General features: G+C 47.0%; 13 protein-coding genes and 1 riboswitch. Of the genes, 4 read left to right on the top strand and 9 right to left on the bottom strand.

What is annotated here, in order from left to right; translation table 11 throughout:
- Positions 1 to 56: 56 nt before the first annotated feature.
- The 3 genes from D3H65_RS26100 to D3H65_RS26090 all read right to left on the bottom strand — a co-directional run bounded on the left by D3H65_RS26100 (position 57) and on the right by D3H65_RS26090 (position 3,914).
- Complete coding sequence (locus D3H65_RS26100) at positions 57 to 815, bottom strand: uroporphyrinogen-III synthase (RefSeq protein ID WP_245999592.1); 759 nt, start codon at positions 813 to 815, stop codon at positions 57 to 59.
- Between the two features lie 76 nt (positions 816 to 891).
- Positions 892 to 1,947, bottom strand: coding sequence for a DUF4271 domain-containing protein (locus tag D3H65_RS26095; RefSeq protein WP_162915820.1), 1,056 nt, complete (start codon positions 1,945 to 1,947; stop codon positions 892 to 894).
- A 152-nt stretch (positions 1,948 to 2,099) separates the two neighbouring features.
- Positions 2,100 to 3,914: an autotransporter assembly complex protein TamA gene (locus tag D3H65_RS26090; RefSeq protein ID WP_162915819.1), complete on the bottom strand. Its 1,815-nt coding sequence runs from the start codon at positions 3,912 to 3,914 to the stop codon at positions 2,100 to 2,102.
- 47 nt (positions 3,915 to 3,961) lie between these two features.
- Between D3H65_RS26090 and hemW the strand changes: the two genes are divergently transcribed.
- The gene (hemW, locus tag D3H65_RS26085) at positions 3,962 to 5,083 is read left to right on the top strand and encodes a radical SAM family heme chaperone HemW (RefSeq protein ID WP_119053116.1); all 1,122 of its coding nucleotides are present in this window, start codon (positions 3,962 to 3,964) and stop codon (positions 5,081 to 5,083) included.
- Between the two features lie 124 nt (positions 5,084 to 5,207).
- Positions 5,208 to 6,680, top strand: a complete 1,473-nt coding sequence (locus D3H65_RS26080) for a DUF2142 domain-containing protein (protein ID WP_119053115.1) — start codon at positions 5,208 to 5,210, stop codon at positions 6,678 to 6,680.
- 195 nt (positions 6,681 to 6,875) lie between these two features.
- Here the strand turns inward: D3H65_RS26080 and D3H65_RS26075 are convergent, their stop codons facing one another.
- From D3H65_RS26075 to D3H65_RS26045, 6 genes are all read right to left on the bottom strand, one after another.
- On the bottom strand, positions 6,876 to 7,910 hold the full coding sequence (locus D3H65_RS26075; RefSeq protein ID WP_119053114.1) for an NAD(P)H-dependent glycerol-3-phosphate dehydrogenase: 1,035 nt from the start codon (positions 7,908 to 7,910) through the stop codon (positions 6,876 to 6,878).
- Between the two features lie 161 nt (positions 7,911 to 8,071).
- The gene (locus tag D3H65_RS26070; protein ID WP_119053113.1) at positions 8,072 to 10,492 is read right to left on the bottom strand and encodes an ABC transporter permease; all 2,421 of its coding nucleotides are present in this window, start codon (positions 10,490 to 10,492) and stop codon (positions 8,072 to 8,074) included.
- A gap of 250 nt (positions 10,493 to 10,742) precedes the next feature.
- Positions 10,743 to 12,122: an efflux RND transporter periplasmic adaptor subunit gene (locus tag D3H65_RS26065; RefSeq protein WP_119053112.1), complete on the bottom strand. Its 1,380-nt coding sequence runs from the start codon at positions 12,120 to 12,122 to the stop codon at positions 10,743 to 10,745.
- 26 nt (positions 12,123 to 12,148) lie between these two features.
- Positions 12,149 to 13,606: a TolC family protein gene (locus D3H65_RS26060; RefSeq protein WP_119053111.1), complete on the bottom strand. Its 1,458-nt coding sequence runs from the start codon at positions 13,604 to 13,606 to the stop codon at positions 12,149 to 12,151.
- Between the two features lie 237 nt (positions 13,607 to 13,843).
- On the bottom strand, positions 13,844 to 15,019 hold the full coding sequence (locus D3H65_RS26050) for a trans-sulfuration enzyme family protein (protein ID WP_245999591.1): 1,176 nt from the start codon (positions 15,017 to 15,019) through the stop codon (positions 13,844 to 13,846).
- 1 nt (position 15,020) lies between these two features.
- Positions 15,021 to 16,355, bottom strand: coding sequence for an APC family permease (locus D3H65_RS26045; protein ID WP_119053109.1), 1,335 nt, complete (start codon positions 16,353 to 16,355; stop codon positions 15,021 to 15,023).
- 85 nt (positions 16,356 to 16,440) lie between these two features.
- Here D3H65_RS26045 and D3H65_RS26040 point away from each other — a divergent pair, with 85 nt between their 5' ends.
- Together D3H65_RS26040 and D3H65_RS26035 are read left to right on the top strand one after the other, a co-directional pair.
- Positions 16,441 to 18,495, top strand: coding sequence for a TonB-dependent receptor (locus tag D3H65_RS26040; protein ID WP_119053108.1), 2,055 nt, complete (start codon positions 16,441 to 16,443; stop codon positions 18,493 to 18,495).
- Between the two features lie 347 nt (positions 18,496 to 18,842).
- Positions 18,843 to 19,075, top strand: a riboswitch (cobalamin riboswitch).
- A 122-nt stretch (positions 19,076 to 19,197) separates the two neighbouring features.
- On the top strand, positions 19,198 to 21,186 hold the full coding sequence (locus D3H65_RS26035; protein WP_162915818.1) for a TonB-dependent receptor plug domain-containing protein: 1,989 nt from the start codon (positions 19,198 to 19,200) through the stop codon (positions 21,184 to 21,186).
- The last annotated feature ends 6 nt before the right edge of the window (positions 21,187 to 21,192 follow it).

Genomic DNA, 21,192 nt, shown 5'->3' with positions numbered 1-21,192 from the left:
TCGAAAACCGTCCCCCGCCTCAACGGGGATCACAGCTTTCTATTACTCGCGTAAATTTACTTCTTCTTTAAGATACCGGACAGGTATTGTTCCAGCGCTGCCACCATGGAGGGCGCCTGGGGTTGGGGAGCTTTAATGTCCAATGTAAGGCCGGCATCTTCAATGGCGCGTGAGGTATTGCTGCCAAAAGCGCCAATACGCGTACCATTCTGTTTGAACCGGGGACAGTTATCAAAGAGGCTCTTTACACCGCTGGGGGTGAAAAAGCAGATTATATCGAATTCTGTATTGTCCAGCACTTCTTTTACATCATTACTGATGGTGCGGTACATAAAGGGGGTTGCGTAGCCGCAATTGTTACTCTTGAGCCAGCTCACGATCTCATTATCCTGCTGATTTTCAGAGCATGGGTAGAGGAACTTCTCGTTCTCTTTGTGTTTGTTCACCACATCAAACATGCTTTTGTTGGTACCATCGGCACCATAAAAAACCTTGCGTTTGCGGTAAAGGATGAATTTCTGGAGGTATAAAGCGACCGCTTCGGTGATGCAGAAGTACTTGGTGTCCTGTGATACGCTTACTTTCATTTCTTCACAGATGCGGAAGAAATGGTCAATAGCGTTGCGGCTGGTAAAGATGACAGCAGAGAATTGTGCAATTTCAATCTTTTGCCGGCGGAATTCCTTGGAAGGGATCCCGTCTACACGGATAAAAGGATGAAACTGCAATTCCACACTGTACTTCCTGGCAAGCTCGAAGTACGGTGATTTGTCGGTCTCTGGTCTGGGTTGGGTGATCAATATTTTTTTAATCACACTAATCGAATTAGGATCAGTTGCTACGTTTTTAGCCCCGTTTTTAACCATATTTGTGCCGTATGGATTTGCAAAATTAATAACTTCTTTCCACAAAAATCAATAACACCTTGTAAATCAGCAATAGGGGTGCTATTTCGAAGGCGCAAAGGTATACAAAAAAATGGAACCTACTTACCTTAATTTCATTCCGTATTGGTTTATAAGAGATTATGAACCGGTAGGTCAGGGTAAGCGCCAACAATATGAAAGCCAGCGTAATAATTACCGGTAAAAATGACCCATAGGGAAAGGCCATGAGTATTAAAACCGGCACCAGGAAAATGCCGACCATCTTATTGACCATAAAGATGATGAAGATATAAGTATCGGTTGCATTACTTACATTGAAAATCCAGCCGATGATCTTCAGTATAATGAACTTACCCAGGTAAATAGCCAGCACCAGCAAACAGCCATAGGCCCATATCAACCAGAGGTTTTGCTCCGGCATAATTCCGTAGAACCTGGCCACAAATGCCAGGAACATGCCGCCGGCACTCACAAAAAGAATATTCAGGAATAAAGAAGGCAGCGGCGCCTGCGACAATTGCTCCCTGAGCTGCTGCTGGCGCATGGTAGCGCGGAAAAACAGGGTGGTTATATTATGCAGGTATTTGTAGAAGAATATCCGGACAATGGCATAATAAAAAAGGAGCCCGAATAGAAAATAGAATATACTGTCCGTATTGGTAGGCCCTCCTTCCTTCAGGAAAAGTACACGGGGTTTCCCTTTGAAGTTATAATAAGGGTGATCACGCAAAACAGCCTGGAATCCCGGCAGGGTATTTTCTGCCGACCTGGCCTCGACCTTGATCTCCTGGATTGGGATGGTGACGGCTGCTGCGGTATCCGGCTTGCTGGTAGTATCGCGGCCGGGAGGCAAGACAGGCAGAACAGCTTTTGCCCCTGTATCTACCTTTTTCTTAATGACCACGGCTTTCCTGAGGCTGGTATCTTTCTTTACAGGCGTATCCTGTGGTACAGGAATAGCCGTATCAGGTTGCCGCACGGCAGAATCGCCCTGGGTTTGTGCAAAGGAAAATTGGGACAACAGGATACAACAGAAGACAAGTAGTATAATTTTCTTCACCAGCAATAATTGGGTGTGCAAAAGTATTAAGAATCCTGAACAATGAATGGAGAACGATGAAGTATGTTCATTCATTATCCAAAAGACAAGAACTTTGTGCAGGCAGATCCCGTTTGCCGCACTATTACTGTATAACAGAACAGTTACGGGCTTTAGAAGTAATTTACGTACCCCAGGTGGATCTTGGCCTGACGAAGGTTGAATTTGGTATCATCCCGCTTTCCTGCTGCATAGGAAATATTGAAGATGCCAGCCTTGGTTTCAAAGGCCATGCCCAACCCTACGCCTAAAAATGTGTTGCCCAGGTTGACCGAGGGGATCGTGTTTTTAGCCCAGCCTACGTCAGTAAACGCAAACATAAAAGAGTTCTGCCCTAACAAATACCGGTATTCTATGGTGCCCACCGCGTAACGGGAGGCGAAAATGCTTTCTTCATCAAAACCTCTCAGAAGGCGATAACCACCAATCTGGAACAACTCGTTCCTGTAAATACCGGGGCTTTGGAACCAGCCTCCGTTCACCGCTGTTTTAAGGGTGGAAGCACGGGTAAGCCGGAAATAATGCGCAGCAGCCAGCTTGATCCTGAACTGGTAGGCATTGAGGGTCACCGTATCATACAGCTTGTTAAAGTCAAAGTTGGGATCATTATCGTCCCGGAGCTTCACAATTGCACTGTTCTTATTGATCTTTTTGGTACCTGCAGAAGCATTGATCACTATTTCATTGCCCCGGCGTGGATTGAAGCGATAATCCGTATTGAACCATTCATAATTAATACCAATATTCACCGACCGTACATCGGCTTCTGCAGGCAGTGCGTGTGTATTCTTAACGCGCTGCGTATCCACCGATAGCAGGTTGCTGCTTAAGTTTTGAATATATATACTGCCTGTTTGATTGGAGGAAAGGGCATATTGAAGCCCCAGCTGCAGGTTGATATTAACAAAAGTGGAATCCTTTTTAAAGAGGTCAAAGCCAAAGTTGATGCCAAAGGGTGAATTAAAGAGGTAAGGATAGGCAAAAGCGATATTGAGTCGCGGTGATTTCACCTGCACCTGCTGCCAGTTGAGCCCAATCGTTTCCCCACCACCCAATGCATTCTTCAGGTTGATCGTTGCTTCACCCGTCACCAATAGTTTATTGCTCGCCAACTGATCATTGGCAGGCAGTAAGCCCAGCAGCACGTTGATCTGGCTGCTCTTTTTTGGAGCCAGGTAAAGATTGAGGATGGACCCCGTGCCTAGCAATGTCATATCCCAGGGCTGTTGCTCCTGTACAAAAGGCAGTTCACTCAGCTTTTTGCTCACCGCCTGCAACTTGTCTTTCCTGAAAATACTACCGTTGGGAATACTCAGGTAATGCTGCAGGAAGGCCGGGGAAAGCTTTGCATTACCCTTATTATAAATACTGTCAATCTTATAAAGCGGTCCTTTTTCTACCAGCAGGGTGGCCTGGAATTCATTTTCCTGCAGGGTGATGCTATCCAGTTTGATGCGCGCAAAGGGATAACCATTGTTTTCCAGGTAATCCAGTATTTTTTGTTGCAGGTTCTGCAATTGCTGGAAATCTATTGGTTTTTGAGCGCTGAGTTTTCTGCCACCCCAGTTTACCTGTTCCAGTATTTTCCGGTCCACCGAGTCCGTATTCAGCCGGGTCCATTTCAGCGGATCACCCACATAGAGGTGCATGATGGCCGAGAGACTGTCATAACGAATACTATCCACCGAGGCGGTAGGATAACCTTTTGACTGTAGCAGGGCGGGAAGATGATGGATGTATTCTGCACAGAGTACCTGGTTCCTGAAATCAGTTTGCAGGCGCAGTTGTTGCGTAATAAAGCTGGTGTCCTTATCTACCGGGATGATCTGAAGCCGGTATTGGGCAGCAAGCAGCAGGGGCAGCAGGAACAGGATGACGAAAATAGCCCTTCTGCACATGTTCCTATATACTGCTACCTTTGTCATCATCCATTTCAACAATTGAACTGTAATATCCGATAAAAATACGGAACACAATGGCAGGCATTTACATACATATACCTTTTTGCAAACGTGCTTGTCATTACTGTAACTTTCATTTTTCTACCTCGCTACAGCTAAAGAACGATTTTTTAACCGCTTTATTGAAAGAAATTGAATTACAGCAACCTTACCTGGCAGGAGAGTTGGTAGAAACCATCTACTTTGGCGGTGGCACCCCTTCCCTGCTGTCCATGGATGAACTGCAAAGTATATTAACCGCCCTGGCCCGTCATTTCACCATTAGCCAGGATGCGGAAATAACCCTGGAAGCCAACCCGGATGATATTACCGAACCAGTGCTGCTCAACTGGAAACAGGCAGGGGTCAACCGGCTGAGCATCGGTGTACAATCTTTTTTTGAAGAGGACCTGCAATGGATGAACCGGGCTCATACAGCCGGCCAGGCAGTTGACAACCTGCAGCTGGCCCTTCAGCATTTTAACAACCTGACCATTGACCTGATCTACGGAACGCCCACCCTGTCCGATGAACGCTGGCAACAGAATGTCAACCGGGCCATTGACATGGGCATACCCCACCTTTCCTGTTATGCATTAACTGTAGAACCAAAGACAGCCCTGGATACGATGATCCGCAAGCACCAGATCAGTAATGTGCAGCCCGAAGACCAGGCCCGGCAGTTCGTGTTGCTCATGGACTGGACGGAAGCGGCAGGTTATGAACATTATGAGATCTCCAATTTCGCATTACCCGGTCACCGCAGCCGGCACAATAGCTCTTACTGGCAGGGCAAAAAATACCTGGGGCTGGGACCTTCTGCCCATTCCTTCAACGGCCAGGGCCGGCAGTGGAATATTGCCAACAATGCCTTGTATATCCAATCCCTCAAACAGGATACCGTACCTTTTGAAGTAGAAACACTTACCCCCGATCAAAGGCTCAATGAGTACATTATGACCTCCCTGCGCACTATGGAGGGGCTAAGCCTGCATTATGTACAACAACTGAGCGGGGAGAAGATGAGCCAAACTTTACTAAAGAACAGCTACCGGTATATTGAACAACAGTTGCTGCTGGAAAAGAATGGAAAACTGATCCTGACCAAACAGGGGAAATTGTTCGCTGATGGAATAGCGGGAGACTTGTTTGTTTGAGAGACACCTGTACACTGTTGGGCAAAATACAGGTTATGTTATTTTTAAATCAAGCCGGCTGCCGGATCCAGATCATTTTATTTAATAAACTGTGGGAAGAATATAACCATTAAACCTCCTTCCAATGACCTTATCCAAATTCCGGATAGCCGATACCCTGTCTGCTCTCCAGGTATTATGCACAAAACTGCATGCCCATCTTCCTTATATCTATTTGTTGTATGCATTGCCCGCCATCACTTTGGCAACATGGATCACCCCTCCCTTCCACGTCGCCGACGAGCCCCATCATTTTTGCAGGGCCGAACAAATATCAAGAGGTGAAATTGTAGCATTGTTTTATACAGATGGATCAAAGGAGCCGCGCACCATCCCCGATGAAAAGGTACTGATGCGGGATATTGGTGGATTTACCGTCAATGCCAGGTTATTGGATTTTAGTACAATTTACATGAGCATAGGTCCCGGAGAAAAACCCAAGGTGCGAAGAACCCATTTCGAAAACTCAAAGAACATTCACTGGGATCGGGAAATAGGCGTATTAAGATTTGCCAATACGGCCATATATCCGCCTACAGGTTACCTTGTTTCAGCAATCGTCATAATAGCAGGCAAACTAACCAATGCTTCCATTTTGAACACCTTTTACCTTGCGCGATTCGTGAACGGCCTTGTTTGCGCCCTGATCTGCTTTTATGCACTCCGGCTCACAAAAGCAAGCCGCCTGCTGTTATTCACAGTGTTGCTGTTTCCCATGACTACCTCTTTGTTTGCTTCCGTAAGCCAGGATGGCATACTGATCAGCCTTGCCTTTCTTTTTTTCGCCATCATTGGTCATGTAGAAAGCAGCGAAGAAAAGCATTATAACACAAAGCAATTGATCATGATGGTAACTGCTATCGTAGCCATCAGCGCAGCCCGGCCGCCTTACTTTATGTTTTCATTTATCTTTTTCTTTCTGCATATGAATAATACAACCAGGCTAACCTGCTTTCTTGCTTCATTGGCGCCTGTGGTCTTATGGGGATGGTTGAACGAACACAATTATGCCGTGGTGTGGGCGCCTCCCGTATTGAAAATTAATGCTCCGCTCCAGATAAAACATATTCTTGATGACCCTTTGGGGTTTGCCGGCCTGTTCTTTAAATTCGACTCCACACATTTAACGCGAACAACCCATGAGTTCATAGGTGTATTGGGTTGGAAACAGCTGTACCTGCCGGATGCTTTTTACAGAGGAGCTCTTTTCTCCCTTCTTTTTGCTGCAGCCATCAGTACCTATTACAATGTCAGGGAAAGGCTCAGGCTCAGGCTTAGATTGGCCCTTATTGGAGCAGCCATTGCAGGAGGAATTGCTATCATGACTGTTCAATACATAACCTGGACGGCACTGGAAGCGACTTACCTCGGAGGGGAACAGGGCAGGTATTTTATTCCGCTCTTTCCGGCCGTAGCACTCGCCCTTGCCGGTTTTCAAAAAAATATAGCTATTAAAAAGTGGCACACCCCGCTATTTTTGGGAGTGATCATTTTCCCTTTCATTTCCAATGTGGTATTAGTCTGTCAATTGATTGAGGGGTATTACCTGACAGCCTGATCATTTGACCAATGCATTAAAGCAGGGAAATTGTTTGCAGATGGGATCTCCTGGAATTCTATTAATGTGATCGCTTGTGGCCTTTAAGGTATTTAACCAGCTCCACTACGGAGAGCACTCCTATGATCAGGAGGATTGCAATGGGGCCATATGATGTGTAAGATAAAGGCATATCGCTGATGTAAGGTACACTTTTTAGACCAGCACCTGCTCTATTTGTTTAAATCCATCGCCAGGTTTAACATTTTCCCATAATATGCGGTATACAGCCGTGGCAATAGGCATTTCTGCCCCTACCGATTGATTTATGTCATACATGCATTTACAGGCATAATAACCTTCCGCTACCATATTCATTTCCAGCTGCGTAGTACGTACGGAATATCCTTTGCCGATCATATTGCCAAAAGTACGGTTACGGCTAAACAGTGAATAACAGGTTACCAGCAGGTCGCCCAGGTACACAGAAGCTGAATAATTGGACGCTCGCCGGTGGGTAACAGGGTCTTCTTCATGGATACCCACTTCAATGTGCTGAATGCCCACCTTCTTAAGAAAACCAGCCATTTCATCGGCACAATTGGCTATCAGCACGCTCAGGAAATTATCACCATATTCCAACCCGTGCGCAATGCCCGACCCCAATGCATAGATATTCTTCAGGATAGCGGCATATTGCACCCCATACACATCGTTGTTCACGATCGTATTGATGTACTCTGTCTTAAAGTAAGTCGCTATTTCTTCAGTAAATGTTACATCCACCCCCGAAAAAGTCAGGTAGGAGAGTTTTTCTGCCGCCACTTCTTCTGCATGGCAGGGGCCCATGACTGTAAAATAATCCGATTGGGGCAACTCATATTCCGCCGCCAGGTAATCATTCAACAGCAGGTTCTTTTGTGGCAGGATGCCTTTTACCGCAGAAATGATCTTTTTTCCTTTGAAGGCGTCTTTGCCCAGGGGTTGGAGGGTTTCCAGGATATAGGCCGAGGGCACGCCGATCAGGATACAGTCACTGGCAGCTACTACGGCTGCGATATCTGTGCTGAGGGTCAATAAGGAAGTATCAAAATAAACAGAATGCAGGTAATGAGGGTTGTGGTGCCGCTGCTGCAGGTGTTTAACAACCGCCTCTTTGCGGATGTACCAGTGAACCGGGTTCTTGTTGTCTGTAAGGATCTTCACCAAAGCCGTTGCCCAACTTCCGCTGCCAATAATACCTACTCTCATGGATCATTATTTGACCCAAAAGTAAGAAAACAGGGGAAAGTCGCAAGACGGTTGTCAGGCTGAGCCCTGTCACCCCGAGCCTGTCGAAGGGCTGCCGAAGCCGGCTTCGACAAAGTTTATCCCGCTTTGCGGGACTCAGCCTGACAATCTTGTATAAACCGTTATTCGCTGCGCAAAGTTTTTACCGGATTAGAGAGGGCTGCCTTGATGGCCTGGATGCTTACCGTAACCAGCGTGATCACAATAGCTGCCAGCGCCGCTACGGCAAATACCCACCAGGTAATAGTGATCCGGTATTCAAAATCCTGCAGCCATTGGTTCATGATGTACCAGGCAATAGGAGCTGCTATAACAAACGCAATGGCCACCAACTTGAGGAAGTCTTTTGACAATAAAGACACAATACCCGTAACACTGGCGCCCAGCACTTTCCGGATGCTGATCTCTTTATTCCGTTGGCGGGCTGTAAAAGTAGCCAGGCCAAACAATCCCAGGCAGGCTACAAAAATCGTGAGCCCGGCAAAGATGCCCAATATGTACGCGGTGTTCTGTTCTGCCCGGTATACTTTCATGAACTGGTCATCCAGGAAAGTATAATTGAAAGGAGCGCCCGTACCTAGTTGTTCCCACTTGCTTTTAATGCTGGTCACCAGGGAAGCGATGTCTTTGGTCTTTGTTTTAATGATGAGCGTACCATAACCATCGTTCAGCGTCATGACCAGGGGCGAGATCCGCTCATGCAATGATTTGAAATGAAAATCCTTCACCACACCAATTACCCTATAAGAGGTTTTTACACCAGCATTATCAGCGTGGGAGATCACTTTATCCAACGCATGTTGCCCCCATCCCATGGCGGCAACAGTCGTTTCATTCACAATGACAGCGGCAGAATCAGTACCAAAGTCTTTTGAAAAATTTCTTCCCGCCACCAGTTCCATACCCAGCGTTGGAATATAATTATAATCTACCTCATACCGGAGCGTTTTGATCTGCTCTGCAATCTTGTCCTCGTATATGAAGAAGTTGTTGCCATTGGAGGGGCCGGCTGGCAAAAACCAGGAGCCCGTTACGTTGGCAGCGCGGGGGTCCTGCAATATCTGCTGCCGCAGTATTTGCTGGTTGTGTTGTCCCAGCATCCAGGTTTCCGGCAGGATGAGGACCTGCTCTTTATTGTAACCCAGTTTTTTGTTTTGGATAAAAGAAAGCTGGCTGTATACAACCGCCGTACTCACCATCAGGGTAATGGAAATAAAGAACTGGAAAACCACCAGGCCACTGCGCAGGCCAGCGCTTTTTTTGCCGGATGTCAACTGTCCTTTCAATACAGCCACCGGTTTAAACGAAGAGATGAAGAAAGCCGGGTAGCTACCAGCCAATACACTGGTGATAAGGCCCAGCAACAATAAGCCTGGCAAGAGCCACGGGTTGTTTAATAGGTCCAGGCGCAGGTTTTTACCGGCTATATCATTAAATACCGGCAACGCCAGTTTAACAAAAACGATCGATAATACCAGGGCCACAAGCGTGAGCAAAATGGATTCCAGTAAAAACTGTCTTACCAATTGCCCTTTCAACGACCCCATTACTTTTCGTATGCCTACTTCTTTTGCCCGCTTACCGGCACTGGCTGTAGACAGGTTCATAAAATTGATACAGGCAATCAGCAGCATAAACAAAGCAATGGCGCTGAAAATATATACATAGCGGATATCGCCGGGCGCCTCAAAATCATTGGTAAAATCCGAATGCAGGTGTATATCAGGAAGTGGCTGCAGGTACAACCCTACATCATTGCCGCCCTTCCTGAACTCGGCCAGGCTCAGCCCCATGGCCTGCTGTAATTGTGGTCCCATGTATTTTTCTACCGCAGCAGGCAGCTTGGCTTCCAGTTGCTTGTAATTATACCCTTCCGGCAAAACCAGGTAGGTGAAAAAACCAGACCTCATCCAGGAGGTAGACCGGGCAACATCCTGGTTGGCCATTGATACAAACATGTCGAAATGAAAATGTGAATTTTCCGGCACCTTATCAATAAGGCCGGTTATTTTGTAGGCAGCATTCCAATCTTTAAACTCCAGTATTTTTCCAATGGGACTTTCATTGCCAAAATACTTTACGGCCAGCGCCTTGGTGATCACCATCGAATTAGGTGCTGCTAAAGCTGTGTGCACATCCCCTTCCAGGAATGGCAGGGTAAACACCTGGAAAAAATTAGAATCGGCATAAGCGAAAGCACTTTCCTTGAATGTCTTGCCTTTATAGCTGACCAATGGCGATCCGCCAACGTATATACGGGTGGCTTCCTGCACTTCCGGGTAATCATTTTTCAGCGCCTGCGCTACCGGGGGAAAGACATTGGCTTCCTTCATTTTTTCTCCCTTCACATGACCGCGGAATACTACCCGTACCATGCGGTCGGCCTTCTTATTGTAGCGGTCATAACTTAATTCATGCTGCACAAAAAGCATAATGATGACACAGGTGGCAATACCAATGGCCAATCCCAATACGTTGATGGCTGAGAAACCTTTGCTTCTCCAGAGATTACGTATGGCAATCGTAAAATAGCTTTTTATCACAAGTCATTATTTTAAACAGCTTACTGAAAATTGTTATCCCTCCGACCAATCCAAAACCACGTTGCTTAATAACAGGGCCAACAGGATGCCACTTTAATATATAATTGACAATCAATTACACATCGTTATTTACCAACCTGCCTGTGTCCGGTTTTGTTACAGCAACCGTCCATTTTTGAGGGCAGCCCCCTAAAGCACAAGGCTCAGACGCGAACGCCTGAGCCCTGGTTACACCTTTTTGCTGTTATGCTTATTTCTTTACTTCAAATAATTTATCAGCCGGCACCACTTTTACTTTCATGCCGTCTTTGAGGGTTTTGCTAATGACATTGTAAGGCGCGGTAACGATCTCATCGCCTTCTTTCAAACCACCCAGTATTTCAATATAGTTGATATCCTGGATGCCCGTTCTCACCTTTACACGTTTTACCGTTCCGCCCGGCTGCAACACAAAAACGACTTCATCGAGGTCAGTAGACAAGCCGGCTTTGGTTTCTTCCTGGATACCTTCTTCCTGTTTCTTATCCTTATCCTTATCGCTATTCGCTACCTTATCCGTTCCTTTTTCGCGCGTAGTCACCGCATTGATAGCAGAAGCTATTACATTGGCCTTGGTGAGCGTTTGGATGTCTGCACTCGCGTTCATACCGGGCCGGAAAGGAAACTTTTTAGGTTTGGAAGGATCGATCAGGTCTTTGTAGGATTCCCGTAAAATGCGGATATGCACTTTATAATTGGTCACATCGTTGCTGGTGGCAGCAGCAGCGGAGGCTGCTGTGGTATTGCTGCTGGCAATCTTGGTAACAATACCTTTGAATTTGCGGTTATTGTATGCATCGACTTCGATCAATGCCGAATCGCCCAGGTTTACTTTAGGGATATCATTTTCACCCACGTCCACCTGCACTTCCATCGCACTCAGGTCGGCAATACGCATCATTTCAGTACCCGCCATCATGGAGTTACCTACTACGCGCTCGCCTTTCTTTACATTCATGAGCGATACTACCCCATCCATTGTAGCCAGTACAGCCGTACGGCTAAGGTCTTTGTCAGCCTTTTCCAGGTTGGCCCGGGCGCTGGCTATGGAAGCCTGCCCGCTGCGGATATTCTGAAGGGCTGCATTATAATTGGCTTTGGCGGTTTTGAGCGCATTATCAGCCTGATCAAATTCAGCAGCAGAGATCACCTTTTCAGCAGCCAATTGCTTCTGACGGTCATAGGTACGCTGTGCCAGGTCCTGTGCCGATTTAAGGCTTTCCAGCTGGGCCTTGCTGTTTTCGACCGAAGCCTGCTGCTGATCCACCTGGGCAGAAGCCTGGTTGCGCTGGGTAGAATAAATATCCGCGTAGATACGGGCCAGTACAGCGCCTTTCTTTACGCTATCACCCTCAGCATATTTCAATTCCACAATTTCACCGGAGATATCAGGACTGATCTTTACTTCAATTTCTGGAAATACTTTACCACTGGCGTTAACGGTTTCAATAATGGTGCGTTTGGTCACTTTTTCAGTTGACACTTTTAAACCTTCCTCTTTGCCGATGACGCCGCCCGATTTAAGCGCCAGCAACAGTACGACCACTACAACAAGGGCTATAATGATCCACCAGATTTTTTTCTTCTTCATAATTCGATTATTGGTTGTACAGTTAGTTAGTTCGTTAGTTTGATGCCCTGACCTTTATAAAATTCAAGTACTTTCATTTTGAACACATAGTCAAATTCTGCAGAGACCCGGTCCAGTTTGGCACGGGTAAAGTTGTTTTGAGTGATCAGCAGATCATAGGTATTGAGCAGCCCCAGTTCATATCTTTTCACAGCAAACTCATAAGTCTTTTGGGTAATTGCTACCGAGGTTTTGGAAGCATTGAATTTCTGCATGGCGGCAGCCGCACTGTAATAAGCTTTGTAAATATCATTTTTCAGCGTCTGATCGACCAGTTCTTTCGTCACCTGCGCCCCTTTGAGATTAAGTTTGGCACGCTGATAATTGAAGCGCGCCTGCCCACCGCTAAGGATGGGTACTGAAATAGTGAAACCAAGGTTTTGACCAAAGTTATTATTGATCTGCGAACCCCAGCCATCCCATATTTCACCAAAAGATTTTTTATGCGAATTGACACCTGTTTTCGGTATATATACCGGGTACAATACCGTAGGACTTTGTTGCGCATATCCGATCTGCGTTACACCGTCCACATATTCGTTGAAAGCCTTGGTAGGGCTCGTAAAGTTGGTACCCAGGCCACCGAATACTGAAATAGTGGGGTACATGAAAGCCCGGCTCGCTTTCAGATTCGTCATCATCGATTGTATCCTTAGCTCATTGGCCCGTTGCGCCGGCTGGCTCTTCATCGCTATCTGGAAAACGGTTTCCGGCTGCAACTGAAGAATTGGATCTACCGGTATCTGATCCACCGGGGGGCTGGCAATATCAAAAGCGGCGCCCGCATCCAGGTTCAGCGCTACTTTCAAAGTAAGCATGGCCTGGTCTACATTGGATGCAGCAGTAATATAATTGGAACTATCGGTAGCATATTGTCCTTCCAGCGTAAGGGCATCCAGTTCGGGAACGGCGCCGGCCTCCACTTTTTTCCGGGTAAATTGTATCTGGCTCATCGTTTGCCCCATCTGCACTTTGGCAATATCCATTTGCTGGCGGGCCAGCAATACCTGGAGGTAATAAGTGGCCACATTCAGCGCCACATCATTCTTTGATTTTTCCACATCCATATGGGCTGCGTCTTTGGCATAACGGCTGCCCAGAATAGTATTCTTAATGCGGTTCCAGTTAAAAACAGTAATGCCCAGGTTGGCATTGAAGCTCTGGAAAACGGAAGAGACATTGGTATATACGTTGGTAGTACGGTCAATAGAACGGCCCCATTGCATGCCCGAACTGGAGTTAAAATCAACACCCGGGTATTGCCCCCACTGGTTTTGTTTCAGGTCTACCTCAGCCAGTTCTGCCTGTACACTACTCTGTTTGATAGTAATATTATTGGCCCAGGCATATTCTACGCAGCGCTGCAGGTCCCATTTATCCTGCCCAAACACGGTACCAATTAGCCCTATCTGCAATAAAACAGGTAATAGAATTTTTCTTCTCATAGACCAAATCTGATTATAAAATAAAGAAGGTACCGGTTGCCGGCATACTGCTCAGAAAACCTTAACCACACAAAATACTGCATGCCCAGCAAAGGATAAAAAAAATTACGGTTAAAATTACCGCCCAAGATCAGCCAGAAGCCTATGGACAGCCATTTCAAAAGGCCCAGGCAAACATTTAACAGATCTTTGATCAGTACGGACAGGCTTACCTGCTGCACTACCATCATGACAACATTAATGCACCGCCGCAAAGGCCTGCTCCATGTCGGCAATCAGGTAACCGGCCTCTTCCAATCCTACATAGATCCGGATCATACGATGCTCCTTTTCCGCAGCATTAAAAGCTGACGGTTGAAGGGAGGCGCAGCGCGGTATGGCCAGGCTTTCATGACCACCCCAGCTTACCGCCATCATAATATGTCGCAGTGATTCACAGAAGGTTACAATTTCTTCCATTTTTTCTGCTTTCATGACGATGGTCAATAAACCACAGGCGCCCGTCATCTGCTGTCGGGCCAGCTCCAGTTGGGGAAAACTGTCATCCAGGGGGAATATAACTTCTTCTACAGAAGGATGTTGTTTTAGATAGTCGATCACTTTGCGGGTAGTTACGGTAATACGTTCCAGGCGTAAGGGGAGGGTGCGTAAACCCCTGATCAGCAGCCAGGCATTAAAGGGCGACACCCCATTGCCCATGTTCAGCAGCTCATTGTCGAAGATCTTCTTCATCATCTCCCGCGTACCGGTAAGTACGCCGGCTACCACATCACTGTGGCCGCCGATGTATTTGGTGGCCGATTGTAATACCATATCGATACCCATTTCAATGGGCCGCTGGTACAAGGGGGTACAATAGCTATTGTCGCAAATGGTAATGATCCCCTCTGCCCTGGCCAGCTCGGCTATCGCCCGCAGGTCCTGCAGGGCAAAATCCCAACTGTTGGGCGATTCGAGATAGATCACTTTGGTATTGGGAAGAATGGCCCTTTCAAAATTTTCGATCTTTGTGCCGTCTACATAGGTAGTAGCTACACCAAAGCGGGGCAATACATTGTCAAACATCTTTTGCGCCCAGGTATAGGGTTTGCCAACCGATACGATATGATCACCGGATTGGATATTGGCAAATACTGAAGCAAAGATGGCCGAAGCCCCGCTGTTGAATACCAGGCAGTCTTCTGCCCCATCCAGTGCCGCCAGCTTTTTGCGCAGTATCTCCACCGTAGGATTGAGGCCCCGGCTATAGAGATAATTGCTGTACTCATCTTCAAATACCTTGCGCAGGTCTTCCACTTTCTTAAAAGCGAAATTGCTGCTTTGCATAATAGGCGGCGCTATTGCACGGAAGTATTGCTCCCTTTCTTCCCCCAATTCATTGAGGATATATGACAGATCTTGGTCAGGCATCATGTTAATTATCAGTTTTCGTTGGGCTTTTTTTCGGCATTAAAAAATATAATAACATAAACCCGGCCAGCACCGATATTCCGATCAATGCCGTCATGGGTTTATTGATAATGATGCTAATGCATACAAAGATATAGGCAGCAATGAAAACGATCGGTTGCAGGGGATACAGCTTCATGGAATAGATACCCGTTCCATTGAGGTGCTTGGTACGCTTGCGCAGCATAAAAATGGAACCGGCCGAAAGGGCCATTCCAAAACAATCGAGGAAAATGGTAAAGCTCAATATCTCATCAAAGGTCTTGGCAAAGAACAATACGATGATACAGATGATGGTGAATACCGTAAGGGAAGTGACCACCACTTCCTTTTTGGCCGACTTGGCCTTAAAAACAGTAGGCAATACACCATCTTCACTCATGGCAAACATTACCCGGGGGTTGCTCATGAGCTGCACGTTCACATAAGCCAGTACCGACAGGAATAACAGCCCCGAAAATACATTGGCGCCATCCTGGCCAAAGAGCTTAAAAGCTATGACAGAAGCAATCTCATTGGTATTTTTCAGGTTCTCAAATCCTACTATTTTGTAATAACTGTAGTTTACCGCCAGGTATAAAATAATAATAGCTGTAATGCCTATAAAAATACCCCGGGGGATATTACGGGAGGCGTCTTTCACTTCATGACCAAAATTGATGGTTTGCTGATACCCCCCATACGTAAAGGATACCGCTACTAAACTCAATCCAAATGATTTTACATACTGATCCCAGCCAGCTTCAGGGTGCGCCGCCATCGCAGCACTGTTATCGTGGTACAGGGCCGGAAAAAATAAGGCAGCAATGAGCATGAGCACCATACCGATCTTAATAACCATCAGTACATTTTGCGTTTTAGCGCTCATCCTGAGCCCCAGCAGGTTGACCCCATAAAAAATAATGATCCCTACAGAAGCGATCAATACCTTGGTGAGGTCCGATACAGGTCCGGCAAACATGACCTTGCTGATATAGCCAGCTCCTATAAGCGCCACCCCCGACAAGGAACCCGCATTGGATACCAGTATGAGGCAATTAATGGAGAATGCCAGCGAAGGATGGTATGCGTAGGAAAATATGCGGTAATAGCCGCCGGTAGCGGGATGCCTGGAGCCGATCTCGGCATAGGTAAGGGCGCCACAAAGGGCTACCAGCCCTCCTACGATCCAGGCTGCAAAAAAAACACCTGGGGTTAAAGCATCTTTTGCCGAATTGGAAGCAGTTCTGAAAATGCCCATTCCGATCACCAGTCCAATAACAATCATGGTGAGATCGAATAAGCTTAGTTTGGACTTCATTCGTGGAAGATAAAGAAAAGCTGCGAGCTTTGAGCCACGAGCTACGAGCTTTAGCAGTAGCCGGCTTTTCCCTATTTTTACAGCGATGAAACACTCCCTCCTTTTCCTCCTGATCACTGTATTGACCAACCAACTTACTGCCCAGGAAACAACCTCCCCTGACTCAGCCACCGCCCTGCAACCGGTAACCATCAAAGCCTATGAACAAAACCGTCAGCTAAAAGAGGTTTCCGGCGCCATTAACTACATCAGCAAAACACAATTGGAACGTTTTAATAATACAAGTCTGTTGCCTGCCCTCAATAGTACACCCGGCGTACACATGGAAGAACGTTCGCCCGGCAGCTATCGCCTCAATGTGAGAGGCAGCACCCTCCGCTCCCCTTTTGGTGTACGTAATATCAAAGTATACTGGAATGATATTCCCTTTACCGATCCCGGTGGCAACACCTACCTCAATATGCTCAGCTACTACAATGTACATTCATTGGAAGTGATCAAAGGGCCGGCTGGCAGTCTCTACGGCGCCGGTACCGGTGGCGCTTTGCTCATTACCAGTCAACCCGAAGCCTGGTCAGCAGGGGCCGACCTCAGTTACCTCTACGGCAGCTATAACCTTCATAATATTAATGCACAGGTGCGACTGGGCAGCGACGACCGCCGCAATGTATTTTCCTTTACCCACCAATCTTCCAATGGTTACCGGGTACATACCAATATGGATCGTAAAGTGGCTACCTGGGAAACGCAGTTAAAGGTGAGCGATAAACAACAGATACAGGCCAGCGTACTCTACAGCGACTTCTGGTACCAGACGCCTGGCGGACTTACCAAAGCTGAATACACCCTTGATCCCCGCGCAGCACGGCCCAATGCAGAAGCATTGAATGCCACCATCTACACGAAGAACTTCCTGGCAGGCATCACCAATACCTACCGTTTCAACGATCGTTTTTCCAATCATACCACAGTATATGGCGCCTTTTCCCTCATTGATAATCCTACGTTCAGGAACTATGAAAAAAGGACCGAACCACACCTGGGCGGCCGCACGGTATTCAATTGGAATACCGCCATCGAAGCTACAAAGCTCAACATCACCTGGGGTGGAGAAATTCAACGTGGATTCTTCAATACCAAAACCTACCAGAATAAAGCAGGCAGCCCCGATTCATTACAAACCGATGATGACCTGGGCTCCATCACCAGCCTGGTATTTTTACAAGCGGGTCTCCGCTTCCCAGGCGACTGGAACATTGATGCCGGCGCCAGCCTCAACAGGCTGTCCGTGAATATAGGCCGTCTCTACCCGCAAAAGGTAAGGGTGAAGAAGATCTACAACAACGGATTTGCGCCCCGCATTGCCGTATCAAAAAAGATCATTCCGGAGCTATTGCTCTATGCCAGCGTAGCCAGGGGTTTCTCGCCACCTACCACCCAGGAAATACTGCCTTCCACTTCGGTGATCAGTACGGGCCTCAAAGCAGAAGAGGGGGTAAACTATGAAGCAGGTATCAAAAGCAGCTGGCTGAAACAGCGCCTGTATGTAGAGATCAATGCTTTCTATTATCGCCTGCAGAATGCCATTGTACAGCGCCGCGATGCGAGCAATGCCGATTACTTTGTGAATGCCGGGTCTACCAAACAAAAGGGGCTGGAATCGCAGGTTTATTACCAACTGCTGCCCAGCCGCAACCGCTTTATCACCAATGCCCGCCTGTGGATCAGCCATACCTGGAGCCGTTTCCGCTACGATGATTTTAAACAGGGCACTACCGATCTTTCGGGCAAGCAACTGCCCAGCGTAGCCCCACAAATTGTAACTGCCGGACTGGATGTTAGTACCCGCCCGGGCTTGTATGGCAATATTACCTGGTATTACAGCGACCCCATTGCCCTCAATGATGCCAATACAGATATTGCTTCCTCCTACCAGCTAATGGGCGCCCGGATAGGCTGGCGCACCCCCCTCACCAAACGTATTGCCGCCGACCTCTTTGCCGGCGCCGACAATATGTTTGATGTACGCTATAGCCTGGGCAATGATATCAATGCTGCTGCCGGACGGTATTATAATCCTGCCGCAGGCGCCAATTATTTTGGCGGAATTACCTTAAAATTTATTGCTGGGAGTAAATAATCGCTTCCCTCCCAAGGGCAAAACCGGGTCTTAACAGCTTCGTGGGAGCCTGTAAGACCGGAGAAGGTAGCTTCTTTCTCCTCTGTAGGCTCGCGTAACCTAAGGTCATCTTAGGGTCATCCTAGGGTTTTCTTGAGGTTTGCTATGGGTAAATACCCCAGGATAACCCAAGGAATACCCTAAGAAGTATACAAGATACAAGAAGGTAAAGAGAATGAATGAAGGAGGAAGAGGGGGGTAGGGCGGGGGTAGTTTGGCCAGAAAATCACCCAAACCTTTCTTTGTTCTATCCGGCATCAGGCAGCCCTGCTTAGTAAGTTTCCAGTTCCAAACCCAAAGCATTTACTACATTTGCCGCCGTAATTGGTTTCCGGTGCGCCACCAGGCGGCCAGGATTAAAAGGGAAACCGGTGTAAATCCGGTGCTATCCCCGTAGCTGTAAGTTTTGTAAGAAGTTAGTGGCCAATCACCACTCGCTTCTCAACAGGTTCAATCTTCGTACCACTGCCCTATAGGAAGGGCGGGAAGGTGTTGAACAGGAAAAACAAGCCAGAAGACCTGCCAGTTATCAACAACAACATCAACGAGCTTTCGGGTGAAAGGCCGGGGTGAAACAGTCTTACTGCAAGAAGACATTTCATTTCTGTTTGTATTCATTATTTCCGAAGGTTCATAGTTCATCACATCAAAAAAACTATGAGCATGACAAGAAGGTTACTTACATTATCGGCCCTGCTGGCGGCCATGTATGCACAGGCACAGGATTCCACACAATCAAAAGCGATGGATGAAGTGGTGGTTACCGCTACCAAGTATCCCAAAAAGACATCAGAAACCGGTAAGGTGATCACGGTGATCACCCGCGCCCAACTCGATCGCAGCACAGGCAAAGACCTCTCGCAGTTATTGAATGAGCAAACCGGTATATCGGTGAACGGCGCCAACAGCAATCCCGGTAAAGACAAGTCCATTTACCTGCGGGGCGCCAAGGCCGACTATACCCTCATCATGATCGATGGCGTACCCATCTATGATGCTACGGGCTCCAGCAGCAACTTCGACTTCCGCCTACTGCCTGTTGACAATATTGAAAGGATCGAGATATTAAAAGGCAGTCAGTCTACCTTATACGGTTCCGATGCCATCGCCGGCGTCATCAATATTATCACCCGCCAGGGCGGCGGCAATAAGCTCATCTCTCCTTTTTTAACAGCTACCTATGGCAGCTATGAGACCAGGAAGATCAATGCCGGCATCAGCGGCGGTGGCGATCTGGCAAGCTATAATGTTGGCTACACGCATTATAAAACAGATGGCATCAGTGAATCTACCGACAAAGCCAATACAAGCAAATTTGACAAAGACGGGTATGAACAGAACTCTTTTATCGCCAACTTCGGCTTCAAAGTGAAGAATATAGCGAAGATCACACCCTACCTGCGTTACAGCAAGTACAACGGCAGGCTGGACAGCGATGCCTTTGCAGATGACAAGGATTATACCTACAATTTAAAGAACCTGCAAACGGGTATCCGCAATGAATTTACCCTGGGTCAGGTGAAACTGAACCTGCTGTACAATTATACACTTACTGAAAGAAATTACTTCAATGATTCGCTCATGAAGGAATCGCCCTATGATGGTTATAGCACCGGGTATTATAAAGGCAAAGAGCATTTTATTGATGCCTATGTGCATGTGCCCATCCTATCATCCCTTTCCTTTACCGGCGGCGTAGATTACCGCAACGGCGTCACTGATGTTACTACCGCGGGCATCTACAAATTCGACCTGATGCCGGGCGTCATCGCGAAGGGTTCCTATGGCAGCACGATCAATTCCGACTCGGCCAAACAAAACCAGGTAGGCGTTTACGGTGCGTTTGCTTTCACAGACAAGTCTGGCTTTAATATCGAAGCTGGCGGCCGCTTCAACCACCACTCTGTATACGGCAATAACGGCGTATTTAATGTGAACCCTTCGTTCCTGCTCAACCGCCAGTTCAAAATATTTGCCAACGTATCAACTGCCTACAAGGTCCCTACCTTGTACCAACTGTACTCCGAATACCAGAATCCCTTTACTGCCCTCGATCCCGAGAAAGCCATCACCTATGAAGGTGGTGTGCAGTATTTCTCCACCAACAACCTGGTCAATGCAAGGGTAGCGGTGTTTAAACGCGATGTAAAAGACGCCATTGTATTTTATACAGACCCCAACACGTTTGCCAACTATTATATTAACCAGGACAAACAAAAGGATTGGGGTTTTGAGATTGAGCCCACTTTTAATTTCAGGAACAAAGGTCAGCTTATACTTTCTTATGCTTATGTAGACGGCAAGGTGACCACCAAAAACGGCGCAAAGGATACTTCCTATTTCAACCTGCTGCGCAGACCCAAGAGCATATTTGGCGCCACGGTCAATTACCATATCACCAGGGCCCTGTTTGCCAGCGCCGGCGTACAAAGCTTTGGCAAGCGCAGTGACATAGATTTTAGTACCTTTCCAAGCTCTATTACCAACCTGAAGGCCTATACACTGGTTAATTTCTATGCAGAATACCAGCTCATTAAGGCATTAAAGTTGTTCATAGATGTGAAGAACATTACCAATACTTCTTACGTGGAAGTGCTTGGATATAACGCATTAGGCCGTAATTTCAACGCAGGTTTAACCGTACGTTTATAATTATTA

The organism is Paraflavitalea soli (genome assembly GCF_003555545.1).
Lineage (GTDB): Bacteria > Bacteroidota > Bacteroidia > Chitinophagales > Chitinophagaceae > Paraflavitalea > Paraflavitalea soli.
This window is presented reverse-complemented; position numbering and strand designations above follow the sequence as displayed.

Excerpts from the sequence above, each read along its gene's own strand:
- D3H65_RS26090 (WP_162915819.1), bottom strand. The coding sequence starts at position 3,914 with ATGATGACAAAGGTAGCAGTATATAGGAACATGTGCAGAAGGGCTATT.
- hemW (WP_119053116.1), top strand. The coding sequence starts at position 3,962 with ATGGCAGGCATTTACATACATATACCTTTTTGCAAACGTGCTTGTCAT.
- D3H65_RS26080 (WP_119053115.1), top strand. The coding sequence starts at position 5,208 with ATGACCTTATCCAAATTCCGGATAGCCGATACCCTGTCTGCTCTCCAG.
- D3H65_RS26075 (WP_119053114.1), bottom strand. The coding sequence starts at position 7,910 with ATGAGAGTAGGTATTATTGGCAGCGGAAGTTGGGCAACGGCTTTGGTG.
- D3H65_RS26065 (WP_119053112.1), bottom strand. The coding sequence starts at position 12,122 with ATGAAGAAGAAAAAAATCTGGTGGATCATTATAGCCCTTGTTGTAGTG.
- D3H65_RS26060 (WP_119053111.1), bottom strand. The coding sequence starts at position 13,606 with ATGAGAAGAAAAATTCTATTACCTGTTTTATTGCAGATAGGGCTAATT.
- D3H65_RS26050 (WP_245999591.1), bottom strand. The coding sequence starts at position 15,019 with ATGATGCCTGACCAAGATCTGTCATATATCCTCAATGAATTGGGGGAA.
- D3H65_RS26045 (WP_119053109.1), bottom strand. The coding sequence starts at position 16,355 with ATGAAGTCCAAACTAAGCTTATTCGATCTCACCATGATTGTTATTGGA.
- D3H65_RS26040 (WP_119053108.1), top strand. The coding sequence starts at position 16,441 with ATGAAACACTCCCTCCTTTTCCTCCTGATCACTGTATTGACCAACCAA.
- D3H65_RS26035 (WP_162915818.1), top strand. The coding sequence starts at position 19,198 with ATGACAAGAAGGTTACTTACATTATCGGCCCTGCTGGCGGCCATGTAT.